The following is a 16,082-nucleotide window of genomic DNA, read 5'->3' on the forward strand; positions in this document are numbered from 1 at the left end:
AAAGGCTCGATTTTTATAAGCGATACAAAGGCTCCAACTCGTTGTCTACCGGCTTATCGCTGAATTGTTCTCTAGCTTTATGCTCGGAAAAAGCCTGGAATAACTTTTTACCTTGCCAGTCTAGCCGGTCGGCACTATAAAGACATGCATTCAAGTGCATGATCTCGTCTCTTAATCTGGCCTCGCAATGATTGGCCAAGTCACCTAGACTGGCGACCTTGTATTTTTCCCGACCCCAACCGATCAAGGCATTCTTAGCCGCTTGAGAATCGTTTTCGGCACAGGCTTTTTTCAAGGATTTAACATATACAGACAAGGACTGTTGAATCGGGTCTTGCACTTTTCCTTCGGACTTGACCGGACGGCGTAAGCCAAAATAAAGTCCGGTTGCCAGCCAACCGACAGCACAAAACAGCGCCGCCCACATCCAATAATCGGATTGCCTGGATGACTGCGGTGGACTCTTGGAACTTGCGGTATCTGCCTGAACTTTAAACTCGGCAATCGATGCGGGGGGCGGCAACTCGTTTGCCGTCATTGCGCCTTCGGCAATCACCGTTGTTTCCGGTAATTTAGCGATTTCGACTTGTCCGGTGCGGGTATTGAACCACGATATTTCGATCGCCGGCAGTGTGTATTGACCGGCTTTTCCGGGAATAAACGCGATTTTTTCTTCGCGTAGCGCCTTAATGCCTTCAGGATCTTTATTTTCATTCAACACTGGTTGATCCGGATAAGTTTTCAGATCGGTTTGTTTCGGCTGCTTATGCAACTCGGGCAATTGGCCAACCGTCGCGCCTTGAGCGGCAATGCGTAACGTTCGGGTGAGCGGTTCGCCGACTCTCATTCGAGCAATATTGCCGGACCACTCCTGACTCAGACTCAAATTTTCGGCAGCCAACCAATGAGCGCCGATAAAAGTTTCCGGAATCGGTTTGATCTCGAGGGTAATGGGTTTTGAGTTAATACGTTTCAACTTTGTACTTTGTCGATTAAAAAAACCGTTGAACCGAGACTGGCCTCCTGTAATCACTTCGGCATCGAGTTGCAAGGGCGCTATCGTCATAGTACCGCTTTGCTGCGGAAAAATCGCATATTTACGCTCGGTGACTTGATAACCGATACCGCCGATTTGAGTTGTGTAATTGCTGTCCTCGCCAAGCTTTTCGATGACGGCATTATCTAATTCCGGTTCGGATAACCGGGCTTGCGTGATTGACACTCGGCGATAGAAACGCAAGGTATAGAGAACTTGGGATTGGACATAAGGATTTTCCGGCGTGGCTTCGACTTCCAAAAACAGATCGTCATCAGCGGCCTGAATCTCACGGCTACCGGTTTCGGTCACCATCAAGGAAACCTCATTGCTACGATCTTTGCCGAAAGCAATGGCCGGTATCGTCAATTCGCCCCCGCGTTTAGCCATGACCGACAATTTCCATTGCTGCGTCTTACTGTATTGACCGTTAATGATCGATGTACTACTGCTTTGACTCCGGCCGAGTATCTCGAAATCTTTTTCGAGCGGTGCGAAGTCGGGCTGATCGTCCGGCGTTTCATCGGCAATAAAAGTAATCTGGAACGATTCGTTCAAGCCGACCGGGCTACGATCGACCGTTACATCGATGTTTGCGGCCTGTGCCTTGAAAGTCGCGAATAAGCTAAACACTATCAGCATCAGCATCAAGAAGCTCTCTATCGAGAGCCTTTTTTTTGTCGCTATCCTCATCGTCGTCACCAAGCTTCGTCTTGTTGCTTTTGCCGGCCGCGGCGGCCGTATTGATATTGGAATTTACGTTTCAACAAGCCGGCCGGATCATCCGGAATACGTTTCAGCCATTGTTCGCTGGCTTGTTTAGCTTCATCGGCCGGCTCGGTTTCTTGGCTTGCCGCTTCTTCTTTTACTTGATCGTCGGGCGTTTCGTCGTTTTGCTCTTGAACTTGACCTTCATCTTGTTCCGAATCGTCTTGTCCTTCTTCAATATCCTGAGGTTCGGGCGATGAACGTTGCCGGTCTTGACCGTCCTCTTGTTCTTTTTGATCTGGGGGTTCGCCTCCGGACTCTTCCGAAGGCTCGCCTTGTTCGTTTTGTTCGGACGATGGCTCGGAATCTTGCTGTTGATTCTTATCGTTTTGGCCTTGTTGCTGTTCTTGCTGTTGTTTTTCCAATTCTTTTTCGACAACGGATTTATTGTAAACCGCGTCTTCGTGATCAGGATCGAGCTTCAACGCTTCCTCATAGGCCGTGACGGCATCGGCCAAACGTCCCGATTGCGCTAGTGCATTGCCTCGGTTGTAATGAGTGCGCGCGCTATCGCTATCTTTGAGTGTTTCAAGAACTTGTTCGTACGATCCTGACTTATATTCGGCGACGGCCTTCCATTCCGGATCATTAAACAAACCGGCCGCTCGTTCGTAGTCTCCGGCATCAAAAGCCTGTTGCGCTTGTTGATTCGGCGTTTTCCACAAACTTTGCCAATCCTGCGCCTCGGCCCGGTTCGAAAAAGGCAAAACCAGCAGCATCGCAATCGATAATACGCCTTTTCGGAAACTCAATGCCGCCAACGGCAAAATCAGTAACAGTAGCCAAGGGCCGCGTTCCGCCCATAATTCCAGTAATAAGTCATCGTCCCCAGCATCGCTTTGAACTTGCCGGTTTTCAAATGCACTCAGCAGGGTTTCTATATCGCTGTCGTTCGGGCTGATCGTCCGGTAAATACCGTTACCGAGCGCGGCTAATTTGCTCAATGCGCCGGCATTCAATTTCGGAACGACAATGCTGCCTTGTCCGTCCTTGATGAAACCGCCGCCCGGCGCACCGATCGGCGCACCTTCGGACGTGCCGACTCCGAGTATCGATAAGGAATAAGCGCCCAGATTTTTTACCGCGGCTTCGGTTTTATCGACATCGGCGCCATCGGTTACCAAGAGAATATGGCCTTTTTGCATACCGGCTTGTTTCAGCAAATCGACCGCATGATTTAGCGCCGCAACGGAATTGCTGCCTTGTACCGGCATGATGTCGGTCGTCAATGCCGACAATTGACTGGCAATCGTTTGCGTATCGGCTGTCAACGGAGTCACGGTAAAGGCATCGCCGGCATAGACCAATAACGCGGTCTGGCCGTCCTTCCGTTGTTTCAGGATGTCGGCGATTTTGAAACGGGCGCGTTCGAGCCGGCTCGGTTTTAGGTCGGCCGCATCCATTGAGCGCGATAAATCCAAGCCGATCACCAACGCCGAATCGTCGCGGAAAACAGGGGAGGGTAAGCGTTCCCAGGTGGGTCCGGCCAAGGCGAAGATAGCAAGCAAAGCCGCCAATGCTCCGGCGGTCAAGGTCATTCTGCTGCGATTTTGTACTTTGTCCTGCAGGATATAGGGCAGCAATGGCTCGTCGCAAACCGTCGACCAATTACCCCGCTGTAGTTTATGTCTTAGCGTCAACAATAAGGCCGCAAACCAAGGTATTATCGCCAACAGCCACCACGGCCGGATAAAATGAAAGTATTGCCAGTCGCTCATGATACTCTCAATCTCGCCGTCGCGATGATGCCGGCCAAAACTAGGGAAATTGCCAGCGGCCAATGGAATAATTCGCTACGAGGCCGAAAATACTGTTTGTCTTTCTCGACCGGTTCGAGTTGATCAAGAATATCGTAGATTTGCTCAAGCTCTTCGGTGTTTCTAGCGCGAAAATAACGTCCGCCGGTTTTTTCTGCAATCTCGGTCAAGGTCTTTTCGTCTAAGTCCATCGATGGATTGACTTTACGGGAACCAAAAAAACTGCGCACGATCATTTCGTCGGCACCGATGCCGATGGCATAAATTTTTAGATCATGTTCGGCAGCCAATTCCGCCGCTTTCAACGGCGTGACTTCACCTGCGGTATTCGCGCCGTCGGTCAGCAAAATCAATACGCGGCTTGTATCATCTTGGTTTCTTAGTCTTTTAACCGCCAAACCGATCGCATCGCCGATCGCCGTCATTTCACCGGCCAAACTAATCACCGATTCGTTTAATAAAGTCACGACCGTTTTACGGTCGAAGGTCAAAGGCACTTGTAGATAAGCCTGAGTTCCGAACAAAATTAAACCGATTCGATCGCCGGTTCGGCGCGCGATGAAATCGCCGGCGACCCATTTCGTCGCCGTGAGCCGGTCGACTCGTTGTTTGTTGATGATAAAGTCCTGTTCTTCCATGCTCCCCGATAAATCAACCGCAAGCATCAAATCACGTCCGCTGATCGTTTGTTCGACCGGTTCGCCGAGCCATTGCGGACGCATGCCGGCAAATACCAACAAGATCCAAGCTATTACCGCGATCACCAGCGGCCAGCGCGCTGATTTTATTGATGCCTGCGCTGCGCACACCGAAAAATCTTCCAAAAAAGGAACTTTCAATGCTGCTTGTTGTTGCGGCGAATCTTGCGGCAGCAACCAGCGGACCAATAAAGGCAAGGGCAGTGCCGTAATCAACCAAGGCCATTCAAAATGTATCATCGTTTGTTTCGTTTTTGAGCCTTCAGCCAACGCTCGCACAGTTCGAATAATTCCGAGACATCGGTTTCCGGTGGTAATTCATTACGGTACGGAATTTCTATCAATTGCCGGCCAATGCCGTTACTAAAGGGTTTGTCCGGCAGCGAGGCGTCCAGATAGTCCAACCAAGCTTGTCCTGTTAAACCCGCGCTTTGCTCTCGCGATGCCAAGCTAATCGTTACTCGGCGAAGCAACATCGACAGACGACTGACCTTTTCGGCAGGATCCAGGCTCGGGTCTTGTTTTAAATCCGCCAATAATCGGCGCGCCGATTTCAGCGCGGTTTTACGAGTCAAACGCCGAATCAACCAAACCATCGACACGAGTAAAATCACAACCCCCAAAGCCACCAACCACCAGCCGAGCGCAGGTGGCCAAAAACCGATCGGTTCCGGCAGATGAATGTCGCGTAACGGAAGCGGCTGTGGATTCATTAACGTAAACTCTGCACCGGATCTTGTACGGTACTGCTTTGAATAAAAGTCATTCGGAATTTTTTCGCAAGGTTTTCTAGATAGCGGCATCGCGCATTGAAACGTTGCTGGTAATCGCTCAAACGATCCCGGTCCCGAGTATCGATGACCACATCGCGCCGGCTATCGGTCAGTCGAAAATGTCCCCCCGAAGGCAGGCTGCTTTCCAACGGATCGTAGACTTGAATCAATACGACATCGTTATGTTGGGCGAGCCGCCTTAAATGATGTTCGGCGTTGCTTTCAAGACCACGAAAATCGCTGATGATATAAATCAGGCTGCCGGGCCGTGCATGTTGCGACAATCTTGCCAAACCAAGTTCGAAATTAAATTCGACCGAATGACCTTCGCCGGTTTGCACCAGGCTATGAAAAAACCGCAAAACCGCATGCCTTCCATGTTGCGGCTTGATCTCCATACAGGTGTTATCGGAAAAGACTTGCCCGCCGATGCGATCGCCATGTTGCTGCGCAGTCCAAGCCAAGAGCCCCGCCAATTTGGCGGCTTGTACCGATTTGAACACGCCTCGTGTCGCAAATTGCATCGCCATGCGTTTATCGACCGCAATAAATACCGGCCGTTCCCGTTCTTCGCGAAACAACTTGGTATGGGTTTTTCCGGTACGGGCCGTCACCCGCCAGTCTATGCTGCGAATATCGTCTCCGGGTTGATAAAGCCGCGCTTCATCGAATTCCATACCGCGTCCCTTCGAGCGCGATACATAGCCGCCGGTTTGCCGACTGCGGATCGACCAACGATGCAACTTAAGCGACCCAGCCGTTTGTGCAAGATCGACCAAACTTTTCAAACTTACTGCGACTCGATCGTCGGCAGCTGAAGAGGGAGTGTCGGTTTTGTTCGATAGCATCAAGGAACAGCGATCCGGTTGATCAATTCGCGAATGAAATAATCAGGTGTGATTCCTTCGGCTTCAGCCTCATAGGATAGAATCAGGCGATGCCGCAAGACATCGAAAGCAATATCCTGGATATCCTCGGGGCCGACGAAATCGCGTTGGGCCAGCCAAGCCTTGGCCCTGGCGCATCGGTCCAATGCAATACTGGCCCTTGGACTTGCGCCGTATTGCAGCCATGATGCCAAATCCTTGCCGTAGGCGCCGGGATTGCGGGTCGCCAAAACGATTTGCAGCAAATAATCTTCAAGATTATCGGCCATGTAGATAGCCAAGACTTCCTGACGGGCTGCAAATAAATTGTGTTGCGTCAAAGGTGTGAATGATTCTGTTGTGCCGTTCTTAGCGTTTTTTGCTTCGTTTCTTGCGAGATGCAAAATACTTTTTTCGTGTTCGGCTTCAGGATAATCGATTTTGATATGCAATAAGAACCGGTCCAATTGCGCTTCCGGTAAGGGATAAGTGCCTTCCTGCTCGATCGGGTTTTGCGTGGCCATGACCATGAACAAGGCGGGTAGGGGATAAGTCGCGCCACCGACCGTAATCTGCCGTTCGGCCATCGCTTCGAGTAATGCCGCCTGTACCTTGGCCGGCGAACGATTGATCTCATCGGCCAAAATCAAATTATGAAACAACGGCCCTTTTTGAAATTCGAATGTGCCTTGCTGAGGGCGGTAAATTTCGGTACCGGTCAAATCGGCAGGCAATAAATCCGGCGTGAATTGCACGCGATGAAAATCGCCTTCGATACCCTTGCTGAGTACATTGATCGCTCGTGTCTTGGCTAAGCCCGGCGCGCCTTCAACAAGAATATGACCGTCGCACAACAACGCAATCAGCATTCTTTCTATCAATACATCCTGTCCGATAATTTGCTTACTGATAAAGCTTTTTAGCTTTTGCATCGCACTTTGATTAGTAATGTCTACGCTCATGATCCTGAATGAATGAAATTTAAAATCCTAAATTTTATACTTCGCGCGGCCACATTTGCGGCTTTCTGACGCGTTCTTTTGTCCGGTAGCTGCGTTGCGAAAACAGTTACATAGCTTGCTATGCGCCTGTTTTCGCGCCTTGCTACCGAACAAAATAGCATTGCCATAAAATCCGCAAACATGACCGCACGAAGTATACAAGGCATGCAGTTAATACCTTACCGAATTGCTTTAACAATTTTTATGCCGAAAGGTTCCCATTGTATCTGTATGAGGACTGGCATAGAAGTGGGTAACTTTGCGAATAAACGGTGAGTTTCTTGTGTATTGCTGTGTATAAATTAACCAGGTCGATTTTATCCACAAGCCCTCCACATCTTGAACCGAAGCTTACAAGCAGTTTAGTCATAGAACTAAAGTATTGATAAAAAATATTAAAAAAGGCTTATCCACAGATTTTAGCTTGACTAATAGTAACAGTAATTTTAAATCTTTTAATTTGTTATTATTATAGGCAACCGATTCTTTCAAAATCATGTCCCAATACCGCAAAAACCCACTTAAAACTACCGAACTACCCTCAGGCATTCCCTTCATCATCGCCAATGAAGCCGCCGAACGGTTTAGCTACTACGGCATGCGCGCTATTTTGGTCGTGTTCATGACCCAATATTTAGTAGATGCATCGGGTCAACCCGATCTGATGTCCGAGCATGAAGCCCAAGGCTATTTTCATTTATTCGTTTCGGCGGTTTATTTGATGCCTTTGTTCGGCGCGTTACTGGCCGATAGCGTGTTCGGTAAATACCGAACCATCCTTTATTTATCGCTGTTTTATTGTTTCGGTCATTTGACCTTGTCGATCGACGATACCCGTTTAGGACTTTTGATCGGACAAGCATTGATAGCGTTTGGAGCAGGCGGTATCAAACCTTGCGTGTCTTCACACTTAGGCGATCAATTCGGTCACACGAACAGCCACTTGATGACCAAAGTCTTCGGTTGGTTTTATTTTTCAATTAATCTCGGTGCTTTTGTCGCGATGCTGTTGATTCCCTGGCTACTGCATAACTATGGTTCGTCGCTTGCTTTCGGCGTACCCGGGGTATTGATGTTGTTGGCCACGATTATTTTTTGGGTAGGACGTTATCGTTTTGTACATATTGATCCGGCCGGCATGGGTTTTATCAAGGACATGCTTAGCTATGATGGTTTGAAGATTCTTGGAAAATTGACCTCGATCTATGTATTTATCGCGATTTTCTGGTCTCTATTCGAACAGATTGGCTCCTCATGGGTTTTACAGGCACAAAAAATGGATAGAGTCATATTCGGTATCGAGATACTACCGTCACAGATTCAGGCGGCTAACCCTTTGCTGATCATGATCTTGGTTCCTTGTTTTTCCTATGGCTTGTATCCATTCTTGAATCGTTATTTCGATTTGACCCCCTTAAGAAAAATATCGATCGGCTTGTTTTTAACCGTATTTGCATTCGCGATACCGTCGGTGATTCAAATGCAATTAGATGAAGGGCTAACGCCGCATATAGGTTGGCAATTGTTGGCGTATTTGTTATTGACCGCGGCCGAAGTCATGGTTTCAATCACTTGTCTGGAGTTTTCCTATACGCAGGCACCGAAATCGATGAAATCTTTTATCATGGCTTATTATTTCGTGTTTATCGCCGCCGGTAATTTATTGACCAGTGCAGTCAATTTTTTAATGATGCCTTCAGACGGCTCCAGCCAATTAACAGGAAGTGTTTATTTTTGGTTTTTCACCGGACTGATGTCAATTACCGCATTACTATTTTTAGTGGTGAGCCGGCGCTATCAGGAACAAACTTTTTTACAGGATGAGCAAAGCAGTAAAGAGTGACTTATAATTAGGGACGGGCATGAAATAACTTCGACAAATGTGGAAGAGGGTTCGGTGGCTCGATTGGCAGGTGTCGGCGGCAGGGCAGAAAACCTGCATTCACCCAGCACCTAACTTCCATAATTCATTGTCTATGGTTAATTATCTATGTAATCAATCAAGGCCAATACGCTATGGAAGTTAGGTGTGGGTTTACGGCGTCCTGTCAAGCAAGCCTCCCCCCACTATGCGTAATACTTGTAAAAGTTATTTTGTGAATATTCCTTAATAAATATTTCACTATTGAATTGCTTTCATTCGATTTGCTGTGCTATGTGATTGTCCAGTAATAACAAAACGATGAGAATACCATAATGCGAATTTCAATTTTTATACTGGCTATTTCGGTCTCGACTATCACTCACGCCGATGCTTTTAAATGTGTCGATGCCTTGGGAAAAACCATCTATCAAGCCAAGCCTTGCGATGAAAATCACCAAAGTGTCCAGATCAATTTTAAAACCGGCGGCGCGATTGATAAAAGCGAGCAACTCAAGAGAGAAGCTCAGCAACTTGAATTGCAAAAACAGCAGGAATTAACCGAGCAGCAATTACAGCAAAAACAAGAACAGTTCTTAGCGAATGCCAAAGAAGAAACTGAAATTAATCAAACCTTAATTAAGAATAATCCGGTTCAATTTACTCCTTATGCTATTCCGCCTTACGAATACGACAAATTAAAGCCCTTAGTGCAAAACTTTCAATCACGCCTCCCGGACATTGAGCGTATGAGAAGGTTGGCCGCACAAAAACAACTGGCATCGGGACTTTGCGATCGTGTCGAATCCTCGGAGCTCAATGTTAGAAGTACTTCGGAAAACTTGGTTTTTTTGGTGGATTGTAGTAACGGCGAATCGGCTTATTTCAATGAAACCGAACTCCAGTAATCTTAATGTCTAACAGTAAAACAATTTTAATCACCGGTTGTTCGTCCGGAATCGGTTATACGACAGCGCTTCTACTCAAACAACGAGGTTATCGTGTCATTGCTTCGGCTAGACAACAACACGATGTTGACCGACTCAGACAGGAAGGCTTTGAAGCAATAAGGCTCGATCTTGCCGATAGTGCGTCGATTCGACAAGCCGTTTCCGAAATGTTGATCATGACCGAAGGTAGAATCGATGCATTGTTCAATAATGGTGCCTTCGGCCAACCGGGCGCGGTCGAAGATTTAAGCCGTGATGTATTGAGGTTTCAATTCGAAACTAATTTTTTCGGCACGCACGAATTGACCAACTTGCTCATTCCGATCATGCGCCGGCAAGGGCAGGGCAGAATTATTTACAATAGCTCGGTATTGGGGTTTGTCGCCATGACTTACCGAGGCGCATATAACGCCAGTAAGTTTGCATTAGAAGGTTTAGCCGATACATTACGACTGGAGCTTAAAGGAACCGGCATTCATTTATCAATCATTGAACCCGGACCGATTCTGAGCGATTTTCGTAAAAATGCCTTCGCGCTTTTCAAAAAAAATATCGAACCTAGCAACAGCTTTCATAAGGAGCGCTATGCCGCAATGGAAACCCGCTTGCAAAAAGAAGGCCCTGCCGTACCTTTTACGTTGCCGCCTGAAGCGGTAGCCGAAAAAGTCATCCATGCTTTAGAGTCGCAACGGCCCAAAATCCGTTATTACGTGACTTTTCCTACTTATTTATTTGGCTATCTCAAACGTATTTTACCAATGTCCTGGCTCGATACTCTGCTACTTAAAGTTTGATGTTTAGCGATCTAGAAGAATTGTCGATTCAATGTCCTTACTGCGGCGAAACGATTTCATTATTGCTGGATATCCCTTCCGGTTCACAAAGTTATTACGAAGACTGCTCGGTTTGCTGCTCTCCTATTTACGTCCAAATCGAAGTCGATGAAAACGATCAAGCACATGTTGCTTGCAAACGCGATGAGGATTGAACCTATAACGTAATGATATTCGATAAACTTTCTAAGCCAAGCATCAGCATTACCCTACAATTATACTTGGTTGAATTGATACGCTTTGTTTTAATTTGAGTTTGATATTACGGCAATCTACGATAGAATGGCCCACGCTAAGTAGCTTTAATTTGATGGAATTTCTGCTGCATTGCTGAATAATAGTTACTATGACAACATGAGGACAAGTTAGACATGAAATTTTTAAGAAAGGTATTGTTATCTCTGGCTATTGCTAGCTCTATGGGCGCTGTTGCTACCCCTGTAATGGCTGAAAGCGATCCAGGCAGAATTTCATATGAGCCTGCTGAAGCAATTAAAATGACTTCCGACAAAATTCAAGCCGCGATCGACGCAGTTGCAGCAGGTTCTTCGGCCGATGAAGTGGCTGCTTTAGTCAAAGAAGCTCTGGATATGAGCAAAGAAATTAATGCCAATGACAAGGTTGACGTTGCTCGTGCACGCGCGAATCGTCCACTGAAAAAAGCTCGCAGTGCCTCTAGAAAAGGATCTTTGGATGGTGTCGAAGAAGCTCTGCAAAGCGCTTTGAAAAAGTATAGCGAATTACCTGGCTTGATTTAATTATCTAAATTACAAGCTGATAGAAAGGGCGCTAAAAGCGCCCTTTTTTATGTTTTACTTTTTAGTAGTATACCTATCGCACTTCAAATTTCCGCGATGACTGCTTGCTTTTAAATTAGTGATTAAGCAGTGCGGTATTTTGTTTTGTATCAGCGTTTATTTAATCAACCTGGAGATCCGGTAAAACCCTTTTTTGGTCACGCCGGCTTGGGTATCCATGCTTTTGATGAGTATTTGTGTAAAAGGGGACTTTATACAGCGTACCATCGTGTTCTTTTACCCACTGCTCGTGTGATGTACTTTTTTGCCGTGTCTTTTTCAGAATTCAATAGCCTGAAGCTTATATGTAATCAGAAAAGGATTTAATGAAACGCCTTTAGCATCAAGGTTTAAAAACGCTAAAGGTTGTCATGAAATGTTTAAATGGCGGAGGGAGAGGGATTCGAACCCTCGTGGGACTTGCGCCCCCCACTGATTTCGAGTCAGGGCCGTTCAGCCTCTCCGGCATCCCTCCGCAAACAATACAATTTTATCTTACCTTGTCATGTCTACTCTTAGAAGCGGAAATATTCAAGGCTATGCAATTCTAACATTTTTTGCTCTACGTTTTTTCAATTATGAAGATCATAACCTAACGCTTATACTACATGATCAAAATTAAAAGTCGGTTTTTTCTGGCGTGCAACTATTGAGACTAACTCCTCGAATTTTTCGAGTAATTCTTGATAATCGTTTAGCGACAAAATCATCGATACTGTTTGGCCGGCTTCATCAGGAATATATTGCGGCTGTACTTTTAAATTTTCGATTCGGTTATAAGGTTCTTCATAGCCGCCATTTCGTCTATTTTCCGATACAAAAGCTAGAAAAGATCAGACCTAGCAAGTCATCGGACGAAACAGCACCAGTAATTTCACCGAGACAATGCTGCGCTTGTCTGAGATCCTCGGCCACTAATTCACCGGCTTGATGATTTTGTAATTGCGCTTGAGAACTTTGAACGAACTTCAAACCCTTTTGTAAGGCTTCGATATGCCGTCTCCGAGCTATGAAAACATTGTCGGTTTCGGATTGATAACCGACGCTGTTTTTCAAATACTGTTTGAGAAGATCAATGCCTTGTTCTTTTTTGACGGATAAATAGATCTGTGTGCCTTGTTCGGATTCGCGAATCTCAGGTTTAATGCCGATTAGATCGATTTTGTTGTAAATTTTTGTGATAGGTACATGCTCGGGCAGGCTCTCGAGTATTGATTGATGCTCGGGATCTGTGGCATCGATCATCAATAAGACTTTATCGGCTCGATTCATTTCCTCTCGTGCTCTGCGTATGCCTTCTTTTTCAACGGCATTGTCGCTGTCGCGTAAACCTGCCGTATCGATGATATGCAGCGGCATGCCGTCGATTTGTATACGTTCTTTCAACACGTCGCGTGTAGTGCCGGCAATGTCGGTCACAATCGCAGCGTCATGGCCGGCCAAGGCATTCAATAAACTGGATTTACCGGCATTGGGTTTACCGGCCAATACGATCGTCATTCCATCGCGTAGCAATCGACCTTGTCGCGCAGTCGACAAGATAGTTCGAAGTTTTTCCACCAGTCGGTCGATACGATTTTGAACCACTCCGTCACCGAGAAAATCAATTTCTTCATCGACAAAGTCGATTGCGGCTTCAACATAGATTCTGAGTTCGGTCAGTTCTTCAACCAATTCGTTAATTTGCTTCGAGAATGCACCCTGCATCGATTGTTGTGCGGAACGCGCCGATTGTTCGGTACTGCTTTCTATCAAGTCGACAACCGCTTCAGCTTGCGCTAAATCAATTTTACCGTTAAGAAAGGCTCGCTCGGTGAATTCGCCGGGCCGTGCCAGTCGAGAGCCAAGCGATAATACACGTTTGAGAAGTATATCGAGAATGACCGAACCGCCATGTCCTTGCAGTTCAAGAATATCTTCGCCGGTATAGGAAGCCGGGGCTGGGAAATAGATGGCGATGCCCGTATCGATGAATGAACCGTCGCTATCGATAAACGGTGTCAATACGGCATATCTTGGCGGTAACGGACGATCGGTTAATTTAGCGGCAATAATAGAAACCGCCGGTCCCGATATCCGTACAATGCCGACGCCGCCGTTTCCGGGCGGCGTGGCAATCGCGGCAATGGTATCGTTGGTACCGATGATGTCCACTCAGGTTTTACTTAGCATCTTCCAGGTTTTTAGTGATGTACCATTGTTGGATGATCGACAGCGTATTGTTGACCACCCAGTACAAGACCAAACCGGCCGGGAAAAATAGAAAGAATACCGTGAATACGATCGGAAACATTTTCATGATTTTCGCTTGCAACGGATCGATCGGGGCAGGGTTTAGACTTTGCTGAATTTTCATCGTAATGCCCATCAGGATCGGCAAGATAAAAAACGGATCTTGCGCCGATAGATCCTGTATCCACAACGCAAACGGAGCTTGACGCAATTCAACGGTTTCGACCAATACCCAATACAAAGAAATAAAGACCGGAATCTGAACCAATATCGGTAAGCAGCCTCCTAAGGGATTTACTTTCTCCCGTTTATACATGTCCATCATTTCTTTGTTGAAACGCTGTCTGTCATCGGCAAAACGTTCTTGCAGTTCTTTCAGACGGGGTTGAATCTTGCGCATTTTTGCCATTGATCGGAAGCTGGCTTGCGACAATTTAAAGAACAGCAGTTTGATACATAAGGTCACACCGATAATAGACAAACCCCAGTTACCGACAAAACCATGAATTTGATTCAGTAACCAGTAAATCGGTTTGGCAATAATCGTTAACCAAGCGTAGTCGACGGTCAATTCCAAGCCTTTGGCGATTTTTTCCATCATCGGTTGGATTTTCGGGCCGGCAAATAATTTTGCGCTAAACTCCATATCGGAATTCGGTTCGATCGTAAACGCGGGAGAATAGGAACCGATTACGTAACGCCAGTCTTTGAGGTCTTTAGTATAAAACGTGTTTTCTTGATCCTTGGGCGGAATCCATGCCGCAGCAAAATAATGCTGAATCATCGCGCTCCAACCGCCTGTCGTTTTGACATTCAGTTTATCGCTCGCCATGTCGTCGAAACTGACTTTTTGATACTTATTCTCTTCGGTATAAACGACGCCGCCGGCATAGGTTCTAATAAAAGTATGCCCTACTTCATCTTTATATGGAACTCTTAACAATTGCTTATATTGCCGGCCGGTCCAAGGTTGTGTCGAATCGTTTGAGACTGTTTGATTGACTCCAATGGCATAACTGCCGCGTTTAAAGGTGAGCGTTTTAGTGACAGTCAGCCCTTCGTTATTGGTCCATGTCAACGGTACAGTGATAGTGTCTTGATCTTCACTTAAATAGTATTGATCTTTTTCATAGTTAAATACGCTATGGTGAGTCGCTGCATTTGCCGAACCCTCTCCGGCAATCAAACCGCTTTGTGCCAGAAATAATCTTTCTGCGTTGCTATCGAATAAGCGGATCGGACTAAGGTCTTTTTCCGGTTTCGAAAAGCCGAACAGATTCCAAACCCATTCAACAGCGGTGTTTTCTTTTTCACGAGGGTATTTCAGCAAATCGAGGTTGCGAATCGTGCCGCCTTTGGGATCGATTTCCAAAGCCAGAACATCGGTTGTTACACTAATAATAGCGTCCGGTTCGGTTACCTCAGTAACTATGGGTTTTGCTTCAGCGCGTGACTCGGCTTGCGGTTCGCCGGTTGCCGTAGGCAAGTCTTCCTTAAGGTCTTGGGGCGTTTGTTGTGCGACGGGAGTTTCGCGTTTTGGACCGTAATCGATTTGCCATGCGTCATAGAGCATATAGATCAGCATTGCAAAAGTAACGACTAATATAAATCTAATGTTATCCATTCTTTTTACCAAATTTTTTCTGGAACAGGATCAAGCCCGCCTTCGTGAAAAGGGTGACACTTTAATACTCTTCGGAATGTAAGATAGGTGCCCCGGGCGGCTCCATGTTGATGGAGCGCCACTAAGGCATAGCAGGAGCAGCTGGGATAAAAACGACAGTTTTTACCTAACAATGGACTTATAAAGTATTGGTATAACTTTATAATTGCTATGAGTAAGACTCGCATCGGTTTACCAACCTAAGCCAATGCCTTGCCAATGACTTTTGTAATTGTTCCGGTGATGCATTGAGTGCATCTTTTCGGGCCATGACAACAACATCAATATTGATCAATTCGTGTTGTTGTAGTCTAAAGCTTTCCCTGGCAGTCCTTTTGAGCATATTTCTGTCCACAGCCTTTTTAATGATTTTTTTCGCAATTGCCAGACCCAGTCGAGGATGATTAAACCCATTCCTAACCGCCAGTAATGTGAAATAAGCATCACTCGATTTTACCGGTCTGGTAAAGACTTTTTTATATTCAGAAGGCTTCCTTAACCTTAACTGCGGCGGGAAACTAAATACCTTGTTCGTCAATCACTTAGACTGTTAGTTTGGCACGGCCCTTAGCTCTACGGGCGTTAATAACTTTGCGGCCGCCTTTAGTCGCCATTCTGGCACGAAAACCGTGAGTTCTTACGCGTTTAATTTTACTGGGTTGATAGGTTCTTTTCATGGCCTGTAATCCTGGTTCAGATGATTGTTAACAAAAACGGATAAAAAAGATCCGGGATGATAGAATAAACGCCGGTTTATGTCAATTATGTCGGCACTGATTTGATTGCTGTATAGTGGCATATTTTTTTTATAATATCATCTATTTACTCTTCGCTACCTTCTTAAATA

The 16,082-nt window shown here is 46.2% G+C and carries 16 protein-coding genes and 1 tRNA gene; 5 read left to right on the forward strand and 12 right to left on the reverse strand.

Features of this window, described 5'->3' with window-relative positions; translation table 11 throughout:
• Window positions 1–13 precede the first annotated feature (13 nt).
• Genes ACINK7_RS22425 through ACINK7_RS22450 form a run of 6 tightly spaced genes read right to left on the reverse strand, consistent with a single transcriptional unit; the run spans window position 14 to window position 6,848 of the window.
• Complete coding sequence (locus ACINK7_RS22425) at window positions 14–1,684, reverse strand: BatD family protein (protein WP_404358874.1); 1,671 nt, start codon at window positions 1,682–1,684, stop codon at window positions 14–16.
• Window positions 1,685–1,734: 50 nt separating this feature from the next.
• Window positions 1,735–3,522 carry a VWA domain-containing protein gene (locus tag ACINK7_RS22430; RefSeq protein WP_404358876.1) on the reverse strand — a complete coding sequence of 596 codons (1,788 nt, stop codon included), beginning with the start codon at window positions 3,520–3,522 and terminating at the stop codon, window positions 1,735–1,737.
• On the reverse strand, window positions 3,519–4,499 hold the full coding sequence (locus ACINK7_RS22435) for a vWA domain-containing protein (protein ID WP_404358878.1): 981 nt from the start codon (window positions 4,497–4,499) through the stop codon (window positions 3,519–3,521). The genes ACINK7_RS22430 and ACINK7_RS22435 overlap by 4 nt, the downstream gene beginning before the upstream one ends.
• Window positions 4,496–4,972, reverse strand: a complete 477-nt coding sequence (locus ACINK7_RS22440) for a DUF4381 domain-containing protein (RefSeq protein WP_404358881.1) — start codon at window positions 4,970–4,972, stop codon at window positions 4,496–4,498. The genes ACINK7_RS22435 and ACINK7_RS22440 overlap by 4 nt, the downstream gene beginning before the upstream one ends.
• Complete coding sequence (locus ACINK7_RS22445) at window positions 4,972–5,880, reverse strand: DUF58 domain-containing protein (RefSeq protein WP_404358882.1); 909 nt, start codon at window positions 5,878–5,880, stop codon at window positions 4,972–4,974. Before ACINK7_RS22445 ends, ACINK7_RS22440 begins: the two co-directional genes overlap by 1 nt.
• A complete protein-coding gene (locus ACINK7_RS22450) occupies window positions 5,880–6,848 on the reverse strand; it encodes an AAA family ATPase (RefSeq protein WP_404361497.1) in 969 nt (322 codons plus the stop codon). The genes ACINK7_RS22445 and ACINK7_RS22450 overlap by 1 nt, the downstream gene beginning before the upstream one ends.
• 547 nt (window positions 6,849–7,395) lie before the next feature.
• Between ACINK7_RS22450 and ACINK7_RS22455 the strand changes: the two genes are divergently transcribed.
• From ACINK7_RS22455 to ACINK7_RS22475, 5 genes are all read left to right on the forward strand, one after another.
• A complete protein-coding gene (locus ACINK7_RS22455) occupies window positions 7,396–8,742 on the forward strand; it encodes a POT family MFS transporter (protein ID WP_404358884.1) in 1,347 nt (448 codons plus the stop codon).
• A 353-nt stretch (window positions 8,743–9,095) separates the two neighbouring features.
• A complete protein-coding gene (locus tag ACINK7_RS22460) occupies window positions 9,096–9,668 on the forward strand; it encodes a DUF4124 domain-containing protein (protein WP_404358886.1) in 573 nt (190 codons plus the stop codon).
• Window positions 9,669–9,673: 5 nt separating this feature from the next.
• Entirely contained in the window at window positions 9,674–10,504 is an 831-nt protein-coding gene (locus ACINK7_RS22465) for an SDR family oxidoreductase (RefSeq protein ID WP_404358888.1), read from the forward strand.
• Entirely contained in the window at window positions 10,504–10,698 is a 195-nt protein-coding gene (locus tag ACINK7_RS22470) for a CPXCG motif-containing cysteine-rich protein (protein ID WP_404358889.1), read from the forward strand. Before ACINK7_RS22465 ends, ACINK7_RS22470 begins: the two co-directional genes overlap by 1 nt.
• A gap of 216 nt (window positions 10,699–10,914) precedes the next feature.
• On the forward strand, window positions 10,915–11,301 hold the full coding sequence (locus ACINK7_RS22475; RefSeq protein ID WP_404358891.1) for a hypothetical protein: 387 nt from the start codon (window positions 10,915–10,917) through the stop codon (window positions 11,299–11,301).
• 424 nt (window positions 11,302–11,725) lie between these two features.
• Here the strand turns inward: ACINK7_RS22475 and ACINK7_RS22480 are convergent.
• From ACINK7_RS22480 to rpmH, 6 genes are all read right to left on the reverse strand, one after another.
• Window positions 11,726–11,815 (reverse strand) — tRNA-Ser (locus ACINK7_RS22480).
• Between the two features lie 329 nt (window positions 11,816–12,144).
• Window positions 12,145–13,488, reverse strand: a complete 1,344-nt coding sequence (mnmE, locus tag ACINK7_RS22485; protein WP_404361498.1) for a tRNA uridine-5-carboxymethylaminomethyl(34) synthesis GTPase MnmE — start codon at window positions 13,486–13,488, stop codon at window positions 12,145–12,147.
• Window positions 13,489–13,501: 13 nt separating this feature from the next.
• Entirely contained in the window at window positions 13,502–15,196 is a 1,695-nt protein-coding gene (gene yidC / locus ACINK7_RS22490; RefSeq protein ID WP_404358893.1) for a membrane protein insertase YidC, read from the reverse strand.
• Between the two features lie 5 nt (window positions 15,197–15,201).
• Window positions 15,202–15,423 (reverse strand): membrane protein insertion efficiency factor YidD, encoded by a 222-nt coding sequence (yidD, locus tag ACINK7_RS22495; RefSeq protein WP_404358895.1) that lies wholly within the window; start codon window positions 15,421–15,423, stop codon window positions 15,202–15,204.
• Window positions 15,405–15,773: a ribonuclease P protein component gene (rnpA, locus tag ACINK7_RS22500; RefSeq protein ID WP_404358896.1), complete on the reverse strand. Its 369-nt coding sequence runs from the start codon at window positions 15,771–15,773 to the stop codon at window positions 15,405–15,407. The genes yidD and rnpA overlap by 19 nt, the downstream gene beginning before the upstream one ends.
• Window positions 15,774–15,777: 4 nt before the next feature.
• Window positions 15,778–15,912 (reverse strand): 50S ribosomal protein L34, encoded by a 135-nt coding sequence (gene rpmH, locus ACINK7_RS22505; protein ID WP_084685550.1) that lies wholly within the window; start codon window positions 15,910–15,912, stop codon window positions 15,778–15,780.
• Window positions 15,913–16,082: the final 170 nt, after the last annotated feature.

Origin of the sequence: Methylotuvimicrobium sp. KM1, assembly GCF_044788715.1 — a bacterium.
GTDB lineage: Bacteria > Pseudomonadota > Gammaproteobacteria > Methylococcales > Methylomonadaceae > Methylotuvimicrobium.